Raw genomic sequence first — 19,490 nt, 5'->3', positions numbered from 1 at the left:
AATACCCGCCATGACCTCCTCTCCCTTCGCCCCCGACGCGCCCTGGCGCGTCGATCGCACCCGGCTCGCGGCACTCGCCGAGCGGCCCGTTCGCGACTGGATCATCGACATCGTCGATGAAACGGGTTCCACGAACGCCGACCTGATGGCACATCTGCGCACGTCGCGGCGCGATGGTACACCCGCGCCCGTCGCTCGTATCGCGTACTCGCAAACAGCAGGACGCGGACGCCGTGGCCGCGCGTGGCTCGCCGAACCGGGCAATGCGCTGCTGATGTCGGTTGGCTGCGTGCTGAAGAGGCCGATCGAAGGATTGTCGGGCCTGAGTCTCGCCATCGGCACCGCCGTGCTCGATGCGCTCGCGCGTCTGCCGCTCGCGCCATCGGCGCGACCTGCGTTGAAATGGCCGAACGACGTCCTGCTCGACGACGGCAAGCTCGCCGGCATTCTCATCGAAACCGCGTGGAACACGCCGGACGCGACGGCGGTCGTGATCGGCATCGGCCTGAACCTGCACGGTGCTGAGCAACTCGCCGCGCAGGTCGACGACGCGAATCGGCTCGCCGCGTCATCCGCGCCCGGCGCCGCGCCGGCCGCGCTCGCACGCGCCTGGCCCGACGCCAATCTCACCGAGGCTCTCGCCGCGCTCCTCAACGCGCTCGACGCCGCGCTGCCGCGTTTCGAAGCCGAGGGCTTCAAGCCGTTTCGCCAGCGCTGGCTCGACGCGCACGCCTGGGCAGGACGCGAAGTCGCGTTGATCGATCAAGGCATGGAAGTGACGCGCGGCATCGCAGCGGGCGTCGATGACAGCGGCCAGTTGCTGATCGACGCACCCGAAGGCCCGCGCGCCGTCGCGACCGGCGAACTAACGCTGCGCCTCGCAAGGGAACGCCCGTGAAAACGTCCGGCGATGAAGCGCCGTATCTGCTCATCGACGCGGGCAACAGCCGCATCAAGTGGTCGCTCGTCGATGCCCACGGCGAGTCGCTGACGAACGGCGCATTCGAGCACGCGCATCACTCGACCGCCGCCGACGACGCCGCGCTCGGCGACTGGTCCGCTTTGCCCGTGCCGGCGAGCGCGTGGATTTCGAACGTCGCGGGCATGCCGGTGCAGAACCGCATCCAGCGACTGATCGACGCGCGCTGGCCATCGTTGCCGCGTAACGTCGTGCGCGCGCGCGCCGAACAGTGCGGCGTGGTCAACACCTACGCCGATCCGACGCGCCTCGGCAGCGATCGCTGGGCCGGCATGATCGCGGCGCGCGCTGCCTATCCGGGCGAGCATCTGCTCGTCGCGACCTTCGGCACCGCGACGACGCTCGAAGCGCTGCGCGCCGACGGCGTCTTCATCGGCGGTTTGATCGCGCCGGGCTGGTCGCTGATGATGGAATCGCTCGGCAGCCACACCGCGCAACTGCCGACGCTCGACGCCGCATCCGCACGCGAAGCGCTGAGTCAGACGCGCAGCCTCTTCGCCACCGACACGGCCGCCGCGCTGTCGTCCGGATGCCTGCTCGCACAGGCGAGTCTGATCGAGCGCGCTTGGCACGATCTGAAAGCGGACTTGCATGCCGACGTCCGGCTCGTGCTCGGCGGCGGCGCCGCGAATGAAATCGCGGGCGCGCTCGACGTGCCGCATACTCGGCACGATTCCCTCGTGCTGTCCGGCCTCGCGCTCATCGCGCGCGACGCGACAGCGCGCCATTCATCCTGATTCCCTTATCTGATTGACGGAGCCCAGGAATGCTGCGCTGGCTGATCGCCCTCCTGATTCTCGCCAACTTGCTGATGTTCGCGGTCATGCGCGGCATGTTCGGTCCGCTGCCCGCGGCGGGCGCACGCGAGCCGTACCATCTCTTGCAGCAAGTGCATCCCGAAGCGCTTGCAACGCGTCCGCTCCGGCCGGAGGAATCGTTCGATCAGCCGCGCGTCGGCGGACCGGCGCCGGCCGCCAACGTGCAAACTGCGCCGCTCGGGCAGTGAGCCGGCGCAGATCAGTCAGGACTGCGCGCGAACCTTTCTGAGCAGCGCGGTCGTCGACCGGTCGTGCTCGAACGCGATGGCAAGCGCCTTGCCGCCCCAACTGCGCACGAGCGCCGATTCGGCGAGCTTGTCCATGTCGTAGTCGCCGCCCTTCACGAGCACATCGGGATGCACGGCGTCGATCAGTTGCAGCGGTGTCGATTCCTCGAACTTCACGACCCAGTCGACGCTTTCCAGCGCCGCGAGCAGCGCCATGCGATCGTCCTCTCGATTGATCGGCCGGTCGTCGCCCTTGCCGAGCGTACGCACGGACGCATCGCTGTTCACGCCGACGATGAGCGTGGCGCCAAGCGCTTTCGCATCCGCGAGATAGCTCACGTGGCCACGATGAAGAATGTCGAAGACGCCGTTCGTGAATACGACCGGACCGGCGAGCGTGGAGCGGCGCGCGGCAAGCGCTTCGCGCGTGATGATCTTGCGTTCGAAAATAGCGGGCATGACGGCGCTCGTTGCGATGTGCTGAAAGCGCGCATTGTGCCACGACACCCTGCAAGCGAATCGGTAGCGATGAAATGCAAACGGCCCGCCGGTTTTACCCGGGGGGCCGTTCGATCGTCAGTACCTGCGGCCTGAAACCTCAGGCCGGCTGCTCGGCCGTTCCGCCCGGCGCCGCTTGCAGACGTTGCGTCACTTCCTTGCGATAGCGGTTCAATTCCTGCGCGGTCGCGAACGAACGCTCGAACAGAATCGACAGGTTGTGCAGAATGCGCTCGACGACCTTCTTTTCCCAACTGTCGTCGAAGCGGATCTGGTCGTCCAGCCAGCGTTCGAGCCATTCCGGATCGGGCAGGCGCGACTGCACGGTGTCGCGCGGAAACAGCGCCTGATTCACGTGCAGGTTGGTCGGATGCAGCGGTTTTTCCGTGCGGCGCGCGGACGCCATCAGCACGCCGATCTTCGCGAACGCCGCGCGCGCGGTGTCGCCTGCATTCGTGAGCGCCTTCTTCATGTAGCGCAGATACGCGCCGCCGTGGCGGGCTTCGTCGCGCGAAATGGTTTCGTAGATGTGCTTGATCACCGGTTCGGTGTGCCACTCGGCCGCGCGGCGATACCAGTGGTTCAGACGGATCTCGCCGCAGAAGTGCAGCATCAGTGTTTCCAGCGGCGGCGCGGGATCGAATTCGAAGCGCACCGCGTGCAATTCCTCTTCCGACGGCACCATGTCGGGCTTGAAGCGCCGCAGATACTCCATCAGCACGAGCGAATGCTTCTGCTCCTCGAAAAACCACACGCTCATGAAAGCGGAGAAATCGCTGTCATGGTGGTTGTCACGCAGGAACATCTCGGTTGCGGGAAGAGCGGACCATTCGGTGATCGCGTTCATCTTGATGGTCTTGGCCTGCTCGTCGGTGAGCAGGGAAACATCGAATTTGTCCCACGGGATATCCTTCTCCATATCCCAGCGGACGGATTCCAGCGATTTATAAAGTTCCGGATAAAGCATGGTGTTCATAGTCCACCTTTGATGCCACTTATGCGACGTTATATCTGTGTTGACTTTCGGCCGGCGCGTGCGTAAGTGCTTGCATGCAAGCAGCCAAGCTTTCAATTTTACGCGGGATTCGGTCGGCCAAAGACGAAAAACGACAACGAGCGCGCAAATAGGGCGCGGCGGCATGGCCTCGCGTCCCGCTGAAACACTGCACTCCCCGTGCAAATGTTGCGTGTTGTGCGTCTTGTTCTACCGTGGGTGAGGAGCGAAACCTGTGCCTGAGGTATGTTCAAGTGGCGCCTTGACCGCCGCCGATACGGCGCCGGCCGCGCAGTATGCCCTGCTCGCGTGACAGCAATGCGATATGCATGCGCCGCGAACTTGCGCGCCAATGCTCGCCGCAGCGAGCGCAATCGATCATAACATGGCCGATTGACGCCAATCCGCGACAGTTTCGTCGATCGGCGTCAAGCCGCCGACGTGTTGTATGCCGTCGCTGAACTTGCGGCGCAGCGCCGGACTGCTGCCGCCCGCCCAGATCCGCACGTGCGGTGGCAACAGATTGCGCAGATCGGTCAGCCCGTTCGCGATGGCCTGCGCGGGCAGCACCGCCGTGAAGGAAAGCGCGACGATATCGACGTTATGCGCCGCCACGGCATCGACGATATCGTGCAGCGGCGTCTGCAAGCCGAGCTGGACGCACTCGCATTCGGAGAGCGTGAACATCGCTTCGGCCATCAGGATGCCGAGGCCGTGGCCTTCGCCCGAAAGCGTCGTGAGCAGAACGCGCGGCCGGCTGCCGCGTCCACGCACGGCATCGGAGAGTGGCCGCATGAGCGTACGCATCGACGCCTGGATCGCTTCGCTGAATAAATGCTCGTGATAGACCTGCAAAGTGCCCGCAGCCCATGCATTGCCGACGCGCGCCGAAAGCGGCGCCGCGACATCGAGCACGAAGCGTTCGAGCCCGTCGCGCGTGGCGCGCTTCAGCAGGCCGAAGCGAAATTCTTCATACGCGCTCTTGCGCAACAGCGAAATCAGGTGATCGAGCTCGACGTCCGGCGCATCCTGTCCGACGCCGGAGCTTTCGGCCAGTTGCTGCAGCAGGTCGATCGGTTGCCCGAGCACCTTGCTCGGACGATGTCCCGCATCGAGCAGGCGCTTGACCAGCCGCAGCTTCGTCACCTGTTCCTGCGGATACAGCCGCTCGCCGCCCGCCGTTCGCATCGGCTGCGGAAAACCGTAGCGGCGTTCCCAGACGCGCAATGTGTCCTTCGTCAGACCAATTTCCTGAGCGATCGCACCAATTCCGATTCCCGTCGTGCCCGATGCCGCGGCAGCCCGTGGCGCGGGCTCCGGCGTTTCCGCGTCAGCCGAGAACGGTTCGGAATCGAAGTCTTGTTCTGATGAGTTTGTCATGGACAGATCGATTGGAATCATAGACACCATGTACGATGCAGATTGCATGCCCGACGCCGAAGGTGGACAAATTCGAGCATCGTCGATGTTTCATCATAGACAAAATTGCAACGGTCGTCGGTGCTGAGATGCGTTTCGTCGAGACAAACGGACACCAATGATGCGGTTCGATGACGCTTCGCGCATCGAAGGGAATCGGCAGGCTCGGCGGAACGTGGCGCGCCGCCGAGCGTAGTTTCAGGGAGGGAATCCCTGAAGAACGGGAATCAGACCGGTTTCTTGCGCGGCGCGGCCTTGCGTGCTGCCGCTTTCTTCGCAGCCGCGGAGGCGGCGTCGGTTTTATCCTCGGCGCCGTCCGCCGGCTGCCCGGCGCTGTTCTCGCCGGCAGCGGCGGCAGGCTGGCCAGCGCCCGTCGGGTCGAGCGGGCCGGTCATGCCGGGCTGAAGCATCGCGAGATGCGCAAGCTGATTGAACTGCGATTGCAGCACGTTCCACCAGCCGGTCGGATCGAAACCGGGCGGCGGCGCGGACGCCGTCTCGCCGGCATCCTCGCCTTCAGCCGATGTCTCGCTCGCGGGCGCAACGCTTGCCGCCGCCTGCTTCGGCGCTTCCGGCTTCGCCGCACCGCTCATCGGCCAGCCCGCGCTCGCCGCTTTCGCGTTCTCCGTCGCGGCGTTGTGCGCGCTTTCAACCGATGTCTGCGCAAACGCGCCGAACGCGCGCAACGTCGCGAGCGTCGCGCGCTGCACTTCGAGCGCCTGGATCGCCGATTGCAGCATGTTGAGATTGAGCTTCAGCCAGTGCTCGACGGCGCGCATGTCCGTCACGCGCTTGTCGAGTTCTTCGATGTTGGTGAGCGGAGCGAGCATGTCCGACATCATCGAGAGTGAGGGACCCATGCCCTGCCCGCCACCCGGCATCGCGGCGGCGAACGGATTCAGACGCATCAGTTCCCACATCTTGCCCATCATGTCGGCCTGGCCGAATCCGGGAAAACCGGGAATCGTGTAGGGCGGCGTACCGCCAGTGTTGTCGGTCATTCGACTCTCCTTGTTTTCTTGCGTGTGAGATTCGCGCCGCTCAGAACGGCGCGCCGCCCGGAAAATCCGGCGCGCGCCGCTCGCGCAACGAGCGCATGCCTTCGTGCACGTCCGGGCCCGCGAAGCCCATGAATTCCAGCGCGAGCGACGTATCGAAGGTCGGCCCCGCCGAGCGCAGCCAGTTGTTGAGCGCGTACTTGGTCCAGCGGATCGCAGTCTGCGAGCCTTGTGCAAGACGGTTCGCCACTTCGATCGCCTTCGGCATCAGTTCGTTCTCTTCGACGGCGAGCGACACCAGTCCGATGCGCTCCGCCTCCTCGCCGCTCACCGGCTCGCACAGCAGCAGATAGTACTTGGCCTTCGCCATGCCGCACAGCAGCGGCCATACGATTGCCGCGTGATCGCCCGCCGCGACGCCGAGCCGCGTGTGCCCGTCGATGATGCGCGCCGACTTCGATGCGATCGAGATATCGGCGAGCAGGCCCGCGACCAGCCCCGCCCCGACTGCCGGACCGTGCATCGCGGAGACGATCGGCTTGCCGCAGTTGATCACGTTATAGACGAGATCGCGTGCCTCGCGCCACACACGCGCGCGCACGTCGAAGTCGTTCGCCATCTCCTCGACGAGGCCGAGATCGCCGCCCGCCGAAAAACCCTTGCCTTCGCCGCGGATCAGCGCGACGCGCGTATCGGGATCGCGATCGATGTCGCGCCAGATGTCCGCGAGCTCGCGATGCATGTTGGCGTCGGCGGTGGACAGGCCGCTCTTGTTCGCGCCCGCGCCGGGCATCACCACTTCGAGCACGCCGTGCGGATGGCGGCGCAACTCCAGCGATTTGTAGCTCGCGTAAAGAGAGAGATCGCTCATGGTTCTGTTCACTGAAGGGTTAGCGCGGCTGGTATATCCACTTGCCGTCGCGGATCTCGACCATCACGCGCGCGCGCTGGTCGAGGCCGATGTGATCGTTGGGCGTCATGTTGACCTGCCCGTTGGTGTCGGAAAAATTCTTCGTGCCTTCGAGCGCATCGCGCAGCGCGCTGCGAAATGCCGGCGTGCCGGGCGCGCCCGCTTTCATCGCGATGGGCACCGCGCGATTGAGCAGCATGCCCGCGTCCCACGCGTACGAACCGAACGCCGAGACGGTGCCCGCCCCCTGCTTCGCCTCATACAGTTTGATGTATTCGAGCGCTAGACGTTTGGCCGGATGATCGTCGGGCAACTGCGCGGCGACGAGCACCGGGCTCGCGGGCAGGAAGGTGCCGTTGCAATCCGCGCCGCAAACGCGCAGGAAGTCGCGGTTGCCTACACCGTGATTGTGATACACCTTGCCCTTGAAGCCGCGCTGCGCGAGCGTCTTCGGCGGCAACGCCGCGGGCGTGCCGGCCGCGCCGACGACGACCGCATCCGGCTTCGCCGCGAGAATCTTGAGAATCTGCCCGGTCACACTCGGATCGGTGCGATTGAAGCGCTCGTTCGCGACCACTTCGATCTTGTGCAACTGCGCGAATTTCGCGACTTCGGCATAGAAGGTCTCGCCGAGCGCGTCCGCCTGACCGATATACGCGAGCGTCTTCACGCCATGGTTGCTCGCATGTTCGGCGATGGCGGAGGCCATCATCGCGTCGGTTTGTGGCGTCTTGAAGACCCAGCGGCGCTTGTCGTCGACCGGCTCGATGATCTTCGACGACGACGCGAGCGAGATCATCGGCGTTTGTCCTTGCGCGACCACATCGATCATCGCGAGCGAGTTCGGCGTGATCGACGACCCGATGATCGCATCGACCTGATCTTCGCTGATGAGCTTCTTCGTGGTCTGCACGGCCTGCGTGGTGTCGGATGCATCGTCGAGCACGATGTAATCGACTGGCTTGCCGCCCATTTCCTTTGGCAGGAGCGCGACGGTGTCGCGCGCGGGAATGCCGAGCGACGCGGCCGGTCCCGTGAGCGAGAGCACGAGGCCGATCTTCACGTGCTGCGGCGTCTGCGCGAATGCCGCCGTCGTCGCGGCGAGCGCGAATGCCGCGCTCGCCAGGAATGTCCACTTGCCTGCCGCCATCGAAGTCTCCTTTTTTTGATCGTTTTATTGCTGCGCGAACGCAGCCCGGCAAAGTGTAAGGCGAGGCTTGCGCACGCCGCATCGGGCTAAACCCGTTCAATGCTCCGGCTGCACGACCGCCTGATCGATCGCGCCGAAGATCGACTTGCCGTCTTCGTCGAACATCTCGATCTTCACGCCGTCGCCGAACTTCATGAATTCCGTCTGCGGCGCACCGTGCTCGATGGTTTCCAGACAGCGCTTCTCGGCGATGCAGCAGTAGCCGCGCTTCGCGTCCTTATTGGAGATCGTGCCCGAACCGACGATCGAGCCCGCGCGCAGGTTGCGCGTCTTCGCCGCGTGCGCGATCAGTTGCCCGAAGTGGAACACCATGTCCGTGCCGCAATCCGGCTGGCCGACCTTCTTGCCGTTCCAGTGCACGATCATCGGGCGATGCACGCGGCCTTCGCGCCACGCGTCGCCGAGTTCGTCGGGCGTGACGGCTACCGGCGAAAACGCCGTCGCGGGCTTGCTCTGGAAGAAGCCGAAACCCTTCGCGAGCTCGGCGGGAATGAGATTGCGCAGCGACACGTCGTTCACGAGCATCAGCAGACGCACGCTGCGCAGCGCTTCGTCGGGCATCGCGGCCATGTGGACATCGGACGTGATCACCGCGACTTCCGCTTCGAAGTCGATGCCATACGATTCCGTCGCGCACACGATGTCGTCCGTCGGGCCGATGAAGTCGTCGCTGCCGCCCTGATACATCAGCGGATCGGTCCAGAATTCGGGCGGCATGTCCGCTTTGCGCGCCTTTCGCACCAATTCGACGTGATTCACATACGACGAGCCGTCCGCCCACTGAAACGCGCGCGGCAGCGGCGCCATACAGGCTTTCGGATCGAACGGGAAAGTATTGCGCGCGTGGCCGGTGTTCAGCGCCTCGTAGAGGTCCATGAGTTGCGGCGCGTAGAAGGTCCAGTCATCGAGCGCGCGTTGCAGCGTCGAGACGATTCCATCGGCAATGGCCGCCGTGCGCAGATCGCGCGATACGACGACGAGCTGGCCGTCGCGTGTGCCGTCCTTCAATGTTGCGAGTTTCATGGCGCGGGGTCGGTGACCTGGGATGACGTTAAGGGAAATCTATTTTACGATGGTGAATCCCCTTGCCGTGCTTTCGCGCTTCATGCAATCGATCCCATCCGCTGCTTCCGACGACGAAGACAACCTCGACGCCAACGACGCCGCCGAGGAAAAAACCCGCTCCGGCATTCAATCGATCGAAGTCGGCTTCCGGCTGCTCGACGTGCTCACCAATGAGCCGCGCGCGATGATGCTGCGCGACCTCGCACAGCGCGCGGGCATGAGTCCGGCGAAGGCGCATCGCTATCTGGTGAGTTTCCTGCGGCTCGGGGTTGCATCGCAGGACCCGGTTTCCGGGCGCTATGAACTCGGCGGCTTCGCGTTGCAGATGGGTCTCGCGCGGCTTGCGCGCGTCGATGGCGTGAGGCTCGCGCGCATCGCGCTCGCGCAGATGCGCGACCGGCTGGATCAGACGGTCGGCATCGCGGTATGGGGCAATCAGGGGCCGACCGTCGTGCACTGGATGGAATCGAGCCATCCGGCGAAGGCATCGCTCAAGCTGGGCGACGTGATGCCGCTGCTCACGTCGGCCACCGGTCTGCTCTTCGCCGCGTATCTGCCGCGCAGCAAGACGCAGCCGATGCTGGAGCGCGAACTCATCGCGATGAAGCGAACCATGGCCGATGTCGAGCCGCTCTTTGCCGAAGTGCGCGAGCACGGCGCGGCGCGCGTCGAAGGCATGCTGCTGCCGACAATTCACGCGTTCTGCACGCCGGTGTTCGATTCGACCGGTGAGCTCGCGCTCGGCCTCATCGCGCTCGGGCACGAAGGCACGTTCGATACGCGCTGGGGCGGTGAAATCGATTCCGCGTTGCGCGAGTGCGCGCGCGAGCTGTCTTACGAATTGGGGTATAAAGCGGGCGAGCGCTGAGCGCGTTCGTCGACGTGGGCGAGGAACATCGTTTCCATCGCGCGTGTCTTACGCGTTTCGCCTCCCCGCCACGCGCTTCTTTCTTCCCGGCACGATGTCACTGTTTCAATTCCGCCGTCCTCGCTCCGCGTCGGGCGAGCCGCCCGACGCCGCCACCGAATCCGCCACGCCGCGCCGTTGGGGGCGCTGGGCGCTGGCCGTATTGATCGTCGCGGGCCTGCACTTGAGCGCGATGCGGTGGATCGAACACAATCGCCAGCCGACCAACGCGCCGCCGGAGACGCCGCCCGTGCAGGTGGAACTGCTGACGCCGAAGCCGATCGCCCCGCCCGCGCCGCAGCCGCCCGCGCCCACGCCGCCGAAACCGGCCGCACCGACGCCCGTGCCAGCACACGCGCCATCGAAGCCCGCCGCGCCCACTCCCGCGCCGGTGCTGGGCGCGGCGACGCCCCAGCCGGATGCGCCCGCCGCTGCGTCCGGCGTCGCGGCCTCCGCGCCGGCGGCAGCGCCCGCGTCGGCTCCTGCCGCTGCACCAGCGCGCGCCTCGCAAAGCGCTGCCGCCGCATCGGGTGACAGGTTCAGTGTTCCGCCTACGGGCGAGTTGCGTTACGACACGCTCGTCAACGGCATGATGAATCAGACCGGCACGATCCACTGGATCAACGACGGCCAGCGCTACGAGATGGTCGTCTCGATTCCCATCCCTTTCGTCGGTCCGTTCGTGTATTCGAGCAAGGGCCATATCGACGGATTCGGCATCGCGCCGGAGCAGTATTCCGAGCAGCGCGGCCGCCGCGCCGCCGATGTCGCCATCTTCAACCGCGACACGAAGCAGATCGTCTACACGAAGACGCCGCAAAGCCAGCCGCTCGCCGACGGCGCGCAGGACCGCTTCAGCGTCGTCATGCAGCTCGCGAGCCTCGTGCGCGGCGCGCCGGACAAGTACAAGCCGGGCGTGACGCGTCAGTTCAGCGTCGCGGACAACGACAGCAACGAAGTCTGGCCGATCGAAACCGTCGGCGACGAAACCGTGCAGGCGCGCGGCGGCTTCACGACGGCGCGCCATTTCACGCGCCTGCCGCGCAAGGAAGGCGACCGCCGCAGGCTCGACATCTGGCTCGCGCCGTCCATCGGCTGGCTGCCCGTGCGGATTCTGCAAACCGAGCCGAACGGCATGCAGGTCGAACTGCTCTGGGCCGGCAAGCTCACCACCGCGCCGCCGCCGTCGGCGACACAAGATGTCACACCGGGCACGCAAGCTGCGTCTGAGGAATCCGCGCCAGCCGCACCCGCAACGCCCCAGGCGGACAAACCGTAACGCCGCCGTCACACTCCGTGACACCCGGGACAGCGAAACGCGGCATCGCGTGCAGTCAATCGGAAACAGCATCGCAAACCGCATTCTTTACGGAGCCGACATGCAGTTGACGATCAATCGCATCGATACACGCTATGTTCTCGACAACGAAGGCGGCGGTCCCTGGCTCGTCTTCATCCATCAACTTGCCGGCGATCTCTCGGTGTGGGACCAGATGGCCGGCTACTTCCGCCACGGCTTCACCGTGCTGCGCTACGACCTGCGCGGCCACGGCGAAACGGCCGTCTCGCCCGACGCCTTCACGATCGACGATCTCGCCGACGATCTCGCGACGCTGCTCGACAAGCTCGGCGCGCCGTCGGCGCATGTGGTCGGGCTGTCGATCGGCGGCATGGTCGCGCAGAAGCTCGCGATCAACCATGCGGACAAAGTGGAGACTCTGACAGTCGTCGGCGCGCCGGCCTTCATTCCGGAGGACGCGCGCCCGACCTTTTCGCAACGGGCAGCTTCCGTGCGCGAAAACGGGACTGCGAGTATCGTGGACACAACGCTCGAGCGCTGGCTCACGCCTGACTTCCGCAAGGCGCATCCCGAAGTGGTCGAGCAGATCGCCGATACCATCTCAAACACGCCCGCAGAGGGCTTTGCACGTGCCGCCGAAGCCGTCAGCCGTTTCGATGCGCGCGACAAACTGCCAACTGTGACGAAGCACACACTCGTCGTCGCGGGTCAGCACGATGTTGGCACGCCGCATGCTGCCTCAAAGGTTGTTGCAGACGTAGTGCCGGGCGCGCGATTCGAACTTCTCAATGCGGCTCACTTGTCACCGGTGGAGGAATCGCAGCGCTTTTCCGCGCTTTTGGGAGATTTCTTACGCGGTTCCACCTGATTTTTCCTGTTTTTGTTGCAGAGAAAGCCTCGATACCACTGGCATCACGTCGAGGCCACCCCTTGAATTCCAACCCAATCGCTCCAACTAAGCGTCAGGATTGCCACGGAGCAAACAAGGAATAAGGAGTGTCGCCATGCAAATGATCTACAACAGCCCCAACTATTGCGTCGTCGAATTTCCGCCGCAGGACAACCATCTCGCCATGAAGGCGGGCGGCTACGAGATCGTCGACAAGAACACGCAACGGGAAATTTTCATCGACGGCGCGCTCGCCGCGAAGTTTCGCGAGCACGTGCAGCAGTTGATCGCTGAAGAGCCGTCGCTCGAAGATGTCGATGAATTCCTCGGTCAGTTCGATATTCTGATGACCCAACCCGTCGTGCTCCACTGATGCATGCACGCGCGCGGGCGGCTCGCCGCCGTTCGCGCCCGCCGCCGCCCGGACTCGCGGCTGAAGGCGACACTCGCCATTTCCCAAAGACCCCGCCCCGCAACTGGCGGGGTTCTTTTTTGCACGACAGGATCCTGTCCGCGAGGCCCGTCCTGAGAGCGACGGCTCCGCGCTGCGGCTACAATGTCAGGCTATTTCACATTTGGTGCAGGCCTCGTCCGTCATGACCCAGAACGCCCTTCCGAAAGCCCCCGCGCGGGCCTACACGCGCGGCGCCGCGCTGCCCGCGCTGCTGCAAAAGCGCATTTTGATTCTCGACGGCGCGATGGGCACGATGATCCAGCGCTACAAGCTCGACGAAGCCGCGTATCGCGGCGCGCGCTTCAAGGACTATGGCCGCGACATCAAGGGCAACAACGAGTTGCTCTCGATCACGCAGCCGCAGATCATCCGCGAGATTCACGAGCAATACCTCGCGGCGGGCGCGGACATCATCGAGACGAACACATTCGGCGCGACGCGCGTGGCTCAGGCCGATTACGGCATGGAAGACCTCGCCGCCGAGATGAACATCGAGTCCGTGAAGGTCGCGCGCGAAGCCTGCGAAAAGTATTCGACGCCGGACAAACCGCGTTTCGTCGCGGGCGCGATCGGACCGACGCCGAAGACCGCGAGCATCTCGCCCGACGTCAACGATCCGGGCGCACGCAACGTGTCCTTCGACGAACTGCGCGACACGTACTACGAACAGGCGAAGGCGCTGCTCGACGCGGGCTGCGATCTGTTTCTCGTCGAGACGATCTTCGACACGCTGAACGCGAAAGCGGCGCTGTTCGCGCTCGACCAACTGTTCGACGACACCGGCGAACTCGTGCCGATCATGATCTCGGGCACGGTCACCGACGCCTCGGGCCGCATTCTCTCCGGTCAGACCGTGGAAGCGTTCTGGAACTCGCTGCGTCACGCGAAGCCGCTGACCTTCGGCCTGAACTGCGCGCTGGGCGCTGCGCTGATGCGGCCGTATATCGCCGAGCTGTCGAAGCTGTGCGACACCTACGTGTCCTGCTATCCGAACGCCGGCCTGCCGAATCCGATGAGCGACACCGGCTTCGACGAAACGCCCGACGTAACTTCGGGATTGCTGAAGGAATTCGCGACGGCGGGCCTCGTGAACATCGCGGGCGGCTGCTGCGGCACGACGCCGGAGCATATCGCCGAGATCGCGAAGGCGCTCGCGGAAGTGAAGCCGCGCGTTTTTCCGTCGCAATATCGCGAGGTTGCGTAAAAGCGCGCCTGACATCGAACAAGAGATACCAGACATGACCGATCACACCATGCGCCTCTCCGGCCTCGAGCCGTTCAACGTCACCGACGGCTCGCTTTTCATCAACGTCGGCGAGCGCACCAACGTGACCGGCTCGAAAGCGTTCGCGCGCATGATCCTGAACGGCCAGTTCGACGAAGCGCTCGCGGTCGCGCGGCAGCAGGTCGAAAACGGCGCGCAGGTCATCGATATCAATATGGACGAAGCCATGCTTGATTCGAAAGCCGCGATGGTGCGCTTTCTGAATCTGATCGCATCGGAACCGGATATCGCGCGCGTGCCGATCATGATCGACTCGTCGAAGTGGGACGTGATCGAAGCGGGCCTGAAGTGCGTGCAAGGCAAGGCGATCGTCAACTCCATCTCTCTAAAGGAAGGCGAAGACGCGTTCAAACATCACGCGAAGCTGATCCGCCGATACGGCGCGGCATCGGTCGTGATGGCGTTCGACGAAAAGGGTCAGGCAGACACGTTCCAGCGCAAGACCGAAATCTGCAAGCGCTCCTACGACATCCTCGTGAACGAAGTCGGCTTCGAGCCGGAAGACATCATCTTCGACCCGAACATCTTCGCGATCGCGACGGGCATCGAGGAACACAACAACTACGCGGTCGATTTCATCAACGCCACGCGCTGGATCAAGCAGAACCTGCCCCACGCGAAGGTAAGCGGCGGCGTGTCGAACGTGTCGTTCTCGTTTCGCGGCAATGATCCCGTGCGCGAGGCCATCCATACCGTGTTCCTGTATCACGCGATTCAGGCCGGCATGGACATGGGCATCGTCAACGCGGGCATGCTCGGCGTGTACGCCGATCTCGACGCCGAGTTGCGCGAGCGCGTGGAAGACGTCGTGCTCAACCGCCGCGACGACGGCACGGACCGCCTGCTGGAAGTCGCCGACAAGTTCAAGACCGGCGCGGCGAAAAAGGAAGAGAACCTCGAATGGCGCAATCAGCCGGTCGAGGCGCGTCTGTCGCACGCGCTCGTGCACGGCATCACGAACTTCATCGTCGAAGATACCGAGGAAGTGCGCGCGAAGATCGAGAAGGCCGGCGGCCGTCCGATCAACGTCATCGAAGGGCCGCTGATGGACGGCATGAACATCGTCGGCGACCTGTTCGGCGCGGGCAAGATGTTCCTGCCGCAAGTGGTGAAGTCGGCGCGCGTGATGAAGCAGGCGGTCGCGCATCTGATTCCGTTCATCGAAGAAGAGAAGAAGCGTCTCGCCGATGCCGGCGCGGACGTGCGTCCGAAAGGCAAGATCGTCATCGCGACCGTGAAGGGCGATGTGCACGACATCGGCAAGAACATCGTGTCGGTCGTGCTTCAGTGCAACAACTTCGAAGTGGTCAACATGGGCGTGATGGTGCCCTGCGCGACCATCCTGCAGAAGGCGAAGGAAGAAGGCGCGGACATCATCGGGCTGTCGGGACTCATCACGCCGAGTCTCGAGGAAATGGCTTACGTCGCCTCCGAAATGCAGCGCGACGAATACTTCCGCGGCAAGCAGACGCCTCTGCTCATCGGCGGCGCGACGACATCGCGCGTGCATACGGCCGTCAAGATCGCGCCGCACTATGAAGGGCCGGTGGTCTACGTGCCGGATGCGTCGCGGTCGGTGTCGGTGGCTTCGAGCCTCCTGTCGGACGAAGGCGCGGCGAAGTATCTCGACGAACTCAAAAGCGACTACGACCGCATCCGCACGCAGCACGCGAACCGCAAGGCGCAGCCGATGGTCACCTACGACGAAGCGCGCGCCAACAAGACGAAGATCGACTGGAGCGCGTACACGCCGAAGAAGCCGACCTTCATCGGGCGGCGCGTGTTCAAGAACTATGACCTCGCCGATCTGGCGAACTACATCGACTGGGCTCCGTTCTTCCAGACCTGGGATCTCGCGGGCCCCTATCCCGCGATTCTCAATGACGAGATCGTCGGCGAATCGGCGCGGCGCGTGTTCTCGGACGGCAAGTCGATGCTCGCGCGCCTGATTCAGGGCCGCTGGCTGACGGCCAATGGCGTCGTCATGCTGCTGCCCGCGAACACCGTGAACGACGACGACATCGAGATCTACACGGATGAATCGCGCTCGCAGGTCGCGATGACGTGGCGCAATCTGCGTCAGCAGAGCGTGCGTCCGGTGGTCGATGGCGTGATGCGTCCGAACCGCTCGCTCGCCGATTTCATCGCGCCGAAGGATTCGGGCGTGAAGGACTACATCGGCATCTTCGCGGTGACGGCGGGCCTCGGCGTCGACAAAAAGGAACGACAGTTCGAGGCCGATCACGACGACTACAGCGCGATCATGCTCAAGGCGCTTGCCGACCGTTTCGCGGAAGCCTTCGCCGAAGCGCTGCACGCGCGCGTGCGCCGCGAACTGTGGGGTTATGCGCAGAACGAAACGCTCGACAACGATGCGCTGATCGCGGAAAAGTACGCCGGCATTCGTCCCGCGCCCGGCTATCCGGCATGCCCGGATCACCTCGTGAAGCGCGATATGTTCGAAGTGCTTCAGGCAGACGAGGTCGGCATGAGCGTCACCGAATCCCTCGCGATGCTGCCGGCCGCGAGCGTTTCGGGCTTCTATCTCGCGCATCCGGACAGCACGTACTTCTCGGTCGGCAAGATCGGCGACGATCAGCTCGCGAGCTACGCGCAACGCATGGAAATGTCCGTCAAGGATGCCGAACGCGCGCTCGCGCCGCAGCGCTAAAAAAATGCGGCGGTAGTAGGGCTTTCGCGAGAGCGTTGGAAAAAAACATACGCGGCGTGTGATGGCGAAAAAAAGCGCCGCGTAATCGGCGGGAATTTTTTAGTTTTCGTAGACTTGCTCCTGCGATGCGCCGTCACGACGACGGACACGCATTTTTCGTCACGGAGATAAGTCGCATGAAGAAGCTGACGTCCGCCGTAAGCGTTGCGATCGCAGCCGCCGTTCTCGCCGCAAGCTCGGCAGCGATCGCGCAGCCGGCCAGCAGCACCACTGCGTCGTCGTACTCGCCGCCGCAGACCGAGCACAAGAAGAAGCCCAAGAAGCCCAAGAAGGCGCCCGCGCCGAAATCTTCGATGGGCGGTCAATCGCAGTAAGACGGTTTCATCGGAAGAAAAAAACCCGCATCGTCGCCGGTGCGGGTTTTTTCATTCGTGGCAGCGCCTCAGGCACGCGACGCTCAGACGCCCCAGAGAATATCCTTGTTGTCCTTCTGGGCGAGCCGCAGCATGTCGATGAACGGAAACGCGCGCTGCGCGAGTCCGACCGGATGCTCGTGCGGCACATGACCTTCTTCACCTTCGTGAAAATGGCCCTCGTGCTCCGCGCGCTCTTTCTTGTCGGTGGCAACGGCCGCTTCGAGTTTCTGGATGGCCGCCGGAATATCTTCGTGCGTGATGACGCCCCGTGCGGTCAATTGCTTGCCGATGATGCCGAGCAAGTATTCCGCGAGGTTTTCCAGCATGATGACGTCCGGTGAGGCCGGGCTTTTGAATGTGATGAGCATGGCATGGTCCTTTTGTTTGAATTGGGTCATAGGCGGTTTGCTAACGAAACACGCAGACGAGCCGGTCTCCCTGACAACATGACGACACCCTGATTCGACATATTAGCACCTGCTAAAATCCCCACTTCATGTGGTAGTCGATTCTGTTCGGCTGCCAACACCGCATACCGGGGCCGACGCGTCGCGAAGCCGCCGTCCGAGTCGGGGCAGACGCCGATCAGCGCCCCGTCAGCCCTTGCTCCACTGGATCACATTCAGCATGCTGCCCGCACACAAACACACTCTCGAAACGCTCCTTACCGACGCGGTCCAGCAGGTCGCGCAAGGCACTCTGGCGGCAGGCGAAGCCGCTTTCGTCGCGCCCACGATCGTCCTCGAACGGCCGAAAGTCGCGGCGCACGGCGATGTCGCATCGAATGTCGCGATGCAGCTCGCCAAGCCGCTGCGCGCGAATCCGCGCCAGCTCGCGCAGCAGATCGTCGATGCGTTGCTCGGCCTTCCGGCGGCGCAGGGTCTCGTCGAGGGCGCCGAAGTGGCGGGTCCCGGCTTCATCAATCTGCGTCTTGCCGCCACCGCCAAGCAAGCAGCGATCCCGGCCGTGCTGAGCGAAGGCGCCGCCTTCGGCCGCTCGACGCGTGAAGCGGGCAGGCACGTGCTGGTCGAGTTCGTGTCGGCGAATCCGACCGGTCCGCTGCACGTCGGCCACGGCCGTCAGGCCGCGCTCGGCGATGCGCTCTCGAACCTGCTCGAAACGCAGGGCTACGACGTGCACCGCGAGTTCTACTACAACGACGCCGGCGTGCAGATCGCCAACCTCGCCGCCTCGACCCAGTTGCGCGCGCGCGGCCTCAAGCCGGGCGACGCCGGCTGGCCGGACGCCGCCTACAACGGCGAGTACATCGCGGATATCGCGCGCGATTACATGGCGGGCGAAACCGTCGCGGCAAAGGACGGCGAGCCGGTCAAGGGCACGGGCGACGTCGAGGATCTCGAAGCCATCCGCCATTTCGCGGTCGCGTATCTGCGCCACGAACAGGACATGGATCTGACCGCGTTCGGCGTGAAGTTCGACCAGTTCTATCTGGAGTCTGCGCTGTACAAGGAAGGCCGCGTCGAGAAGACGGTCGCGTCGCTCGTCGATGCCGGCAAGACCTACGAGCAGGACGGCGCGCTGTGGCTGCGCACCACCGACGACGGCGACGACAAGGACCGCGTCATGAAGAAGTCCGACGGCACGTACACGTACTTCGTGCCGGACGTCGCGTATCACGTAACCAAGTGGGAGCGCGGCTACACGAAGGTCATCAATATCCAGGGCTCGGACCATCACGGCACGATCGCGCGCGTGCGCGCCGGCCTGCAAGGTCTCGGCGTCGGCATTCCGAAAGGCTATCCCGACTACGTGCTGCACAAGATGGTCACCGTCATGCGCGACGGTCAGGAAGTGAAGATCTCGAAGCGCGCGGGCAGTTACGTCACCGTGCGCGACCTGATCGAATGGTCGGGCGGCCTCGCGCCGGGTCACGAAACCGCACCCGATCAGATCGACGAAGACACCATCCGCCGCGGCCGCGACGCCGTGCGCTTCTTCCTCATCTCGCGCAAGGCGGATACCGAATTCGTATTCGACATCGACCTCGCGCTCAAGCAGAACGACGAGAATCCGGTCTACTACGTGCAATACGCGCACGCGCGCATCTGCACGATTCTCAACGACTGGAAGGAACGCTACGGCGGCGATCTGTCGAAGACAGCGCAGGCCGATCTCTCGCCGTTGTCGAGCGACCGCGCGATGGCATTACTCAACAAGCTCGCCGAGTTCCCCGAGATGCTCTCGCACGCCGCCCACGAACTCGCGCCGCACGCGGTCGCGTTCTATCTGCGCGATCTCGCTGGCGAATTTCACTCGTTCTACAATGCGGAGCGCGTGCTCGTGGACGATGAGAAAGAGCGCACGGCCCGCATCGCGCTGCTTGCGGCGACGCGCCAGGTTCTCGAAAACGGTCTCGCGACCATCGGCGTCTCCGCTCCTCAAAAGATGTAATCGCCCGTTGCCTCTCGCCGGACGCGCGCGCAAATCGG

19 protein-coding genes are annotated in these 19,490 nt (G+C 64.1%); 11 read left to right on the top strand and 8 right to left on the bottom strand.

The window, feature by feature from the left end; genetic code table 11:
* Positions 1-10: 10 nt before the first annotated feature.
* The 3 genes from BTHE68_RS00775 to BTHE68_RS00765 are packed head-to-tail and all read left to right on the top strand — an operon-like array spanning position 11 to position 1,985.
* The gene (locus BTHE68_RS00775; protein ID WP_162064725.1) at positions 11-898 is read left to right on the top strand and encodes a biotin--[acetyl-CoA-carboxylase] ligase; all 888 of its coding nucleotides are present in this window, start codon (positions 11-13) and stop codon (positions 896-898) included.
* Positions 895-1,716, top strand: coding sequence for a type III pantothenate kinase (locus BTHE68_RS00770; protein ID WP_162064724.1), 822 nt, complete (start codon positions 895-897; stop codon positions 1,714-1,716). The genes BTHE68_RS00775 and BTHE68_RS00770 overlap by 4 nt, the downstream gene beginning before the upstream one ends.
* A 29-nt stretch (positions 1,717-1,745) precedes the next feature.
* Positions 1,746-1,985, top strand: a complete 240-nt coding sequence (locus BTHE68_RS00765) for a hypothetical protein (RefSeq protein ID WP_061172637.1) — start codon at positions 1,746-1,748, stop codon at positions 1,983-1,985.
* A gap of 15 nt (positions 1,986-2,000) precedes the next feature.
* Here BTHE68_RS00765 and rfaE2 read toward each other — a convergent pair whose 3' ends face one another.
* The 7 genes from rfaE2 to BTHE68_RS00730 form a co-directional block, all read right to left on the bottom strand.
* Positions 2,001-2,483 carry a D-glycero-beta-D-manno-heptose 1-phosphate adenylyltransferase gene (rfaE2, locus tag BTHE68_RS00760; RefSeq protein WP_162064723.1) on the bottom strand — a complete coding sequence of 161 codons (483 nt, stop codon included), beginning with the start codon at positions 2,481-2,483 and terminating at the stop codon, positions 2,001-2,003.
* Positions 2,484-2,622: 139 nt separating this feature from the next.
* Positions 2,623-3,498, bottom strand: a complete 876-nt coding sequence (locus tag BTHE68_RS00755; protein ID WP_162064722.1) for a ferritin family protein — start codon at positions 3,496-3,498, stop codon at positions 2,623-2,625.
* A gap of 396 nt (positions 3,499-3,894) precedes the next feature.
* Positions 3,895-4,896 carry a MerR family transcriptional regulator gene (locus BTHE68_RS00750; protein ID WP_162064721.1) on the bottom strand — a complete coding sequence of 334 codons (1,002 nt, stop codon included), beginning with the start codon at positions 4,894-4,896 and terminating at the stop codon, positions 3,895-3,897.
* 266 nt (positions 4,897-5,162) lie between these two features.
* Positions 5,163-5,936 (bottom strand): PhaM family polyhydroxyalkanoate granule multifunctional regulatory protein, encoded by a 774-nt coding sequence (locus BTHE68_RS00745; protein ID WP_162064720.1) that lies wholly within the window; start codon positions 5,934-5,936, stop codon positions 5,163-5,165.
* Positions 5,937-5,976: 40 nt separating this feature from the next.
* Positions 5,977-6,804 carry an enoyl-CoA hydratase/isomerase family protein gene (locus tag BTHE68_RS00740; protein WP_061172633.1) on the bottom strand — a complete coding sequence of 276 codons (828 nt, stop codon included), beginning with the start codon at positions 6,802-6,804 and terminating at the stop codon, positions 5,977-5,979.
* Between the two features lie 19 nt (positions 6,805-6,823).
* A complete protein-coding gene (locus BTHE68_RS00735; RefSeq protein WP_162064719.1) occupies positions 6,824-7,993 on the bottom strand; it encodes an ABC transporter substrate-binding protein in 1,170 nt (389 codons plus the stop codon).
* 96 nt (positions 7,994-8,089) lie between these two features.
* Complete coding sequence (locus BTHE68_RS00730) at positions 8,090-9,076, bottom strand: fumarylacetoacetate hydrolase family protein (RefSeq protein ID WP_162064718.1); 987 nt, start codon at positions 9,074-9,076, stop codon at positions 8,090-8,092.
* Between the two features lie 82 nt (positions 9,077-9,158).
* On the opposite strand from BTHE68_RS00730, the gene BTHE68_RS00725 reads away from it, so the two are divergent.
* The 7 genes from BTHE68_RS00725 to BTHE68_RS00695 all read left to right on the top strand — a co-directional run bounded on the left by BTHE68_RS00725 (position 9,159) and on the right by BTHE68_RS00695 (position 16,998).
* Positions 9,159-9,986 (top strand): IclR family transcriptional regulator, encoded by an 828-nt coding sequence (locus tag BTHE68_RS00725; protein WP_162066727.1) that lies wholly within the window; start codon positions 9,159-9,161, stop codon positions 9,984-9,986.
* Positions 9,987-10,080: 94 nt separating this feature from the next.
* A complete protein-coding gene (locus BTHE68_RS00720; protein ID WP_162064717.1) occupies positions 10,081-11,304 on the top strand; it encodes a DUF3108 domain-containing protein in 1,224 nt (407 codons plus the stop codon).
* A 100-nt stretch (positions 11,305-11,404) separates the two neighbouring features.
* Positions 11,405-12,193 carry an alpha/beta fold hydrolase gene (locus BTHE68_RS00715; RefSeq protein WP_162064716.1) on the top strand — a complete coding sequence of 263 codons (789 nt, stop codon included), beginning with the start codon at positions 11,405-11,407 and terminating at the stop codon, positions 12,191-12,193.
* 136 nt (positions 12,194-12,329) lie between these two features.
* Entirely contained in the window at positions 12,330-12,587 is a 258-nt protein-coding gene (locus tag BTHE68_RS00710; RefSeq protein WP_162064715.1) for a BTH_I0359 family protein, read from the top strand.
* A gap of 223 nt (positions 12,588-12,810) precedes the next feature.
* Positions 12,811-13,872 carry a homocysteine S-methyltransferase family protein gene (locus BTHE68_RS00705; protein ID WP_162064714.1) on the top strand — a complete coding sequence of 354 codons (1,062 nt, stop codon included), beginning with the start codon at positions 12,811-12,813 and terminating at the stop codon, positions 13,870-13,872.
* Between the two features lie 34 nt (positions 13,873-13,906).
* The gene (gene metH, locus BTHE68_RS00700) at positions 13,907-16,624 is read left to right on the top strand and encodes a methionine synthase (RefSeq protein WP_174257971.1); all 2,718 of its coding nucleotides are present in this window, start codon (positions 13,907-13,909) and stop codon (positions 16,622-16,624) included.
* Between the two features lie 176 nt (positions 16,625-16,800).
* Positions 16,801-16,998, top strand: coding sequence for a hypothetical protein (locus BTHE68_RS00695; RefSeq protein WP_143327941.1), 198 nt, complete (start codon positions 16,801-16,803; stop codon positions 16,996-16,998).
* A gap of 83 nt (positions 16,999-17,081) precedes the next feature.
* On the opposite strand, the gene BTHE68_RS00690 is transcribed toward BTHE68_RS00695, so the two are convergent.
* Positions 17,082-17,408: a DUF1840 domain-containing protein gene (locus BTHE68_RS00690; protein WP_162064713.1), complete on the bottom strand. Its 327-nt coding sequence runs from the start codon at positions 17,406-17,408 to the stop codon at positions 17,082-17,084.
* A 259-nt stretch (positions 17,409-17,667) separates the two neighbouring features.
* Between BTHE68_RS00690 and argS the strand changes: the two genes are divergently transcribed.
* Positions 17,668-19,452: an arginine--tRNA ligase gene (gene argS, locus BTHE68_RS00685; protein ID WP_162064712.1), complete on the top strand. Its 1,785-nt coding sequence runs from the start codon at positions 17,668-17,670 to the stop codon at positions 19,450-19,452.
* The last annotated feature ends 38 nt before the right edge of the window (positions 19,453-19,490 follow it).

The sequence above is a fragment of the Burkholderia sp. THE68 genome (assembly GCF_009938265.1).
Taxonomy (GTDB): Bacteria; Pseudomonadota; Gammaproteobacteria; order Burkholderiales; family Burkholderiaceae; genus Caballeronia.
Note: the sequence above shows the minus strand (reverse complement) of the source record. Positions and strands in the feature narration are given on the sequence as shown.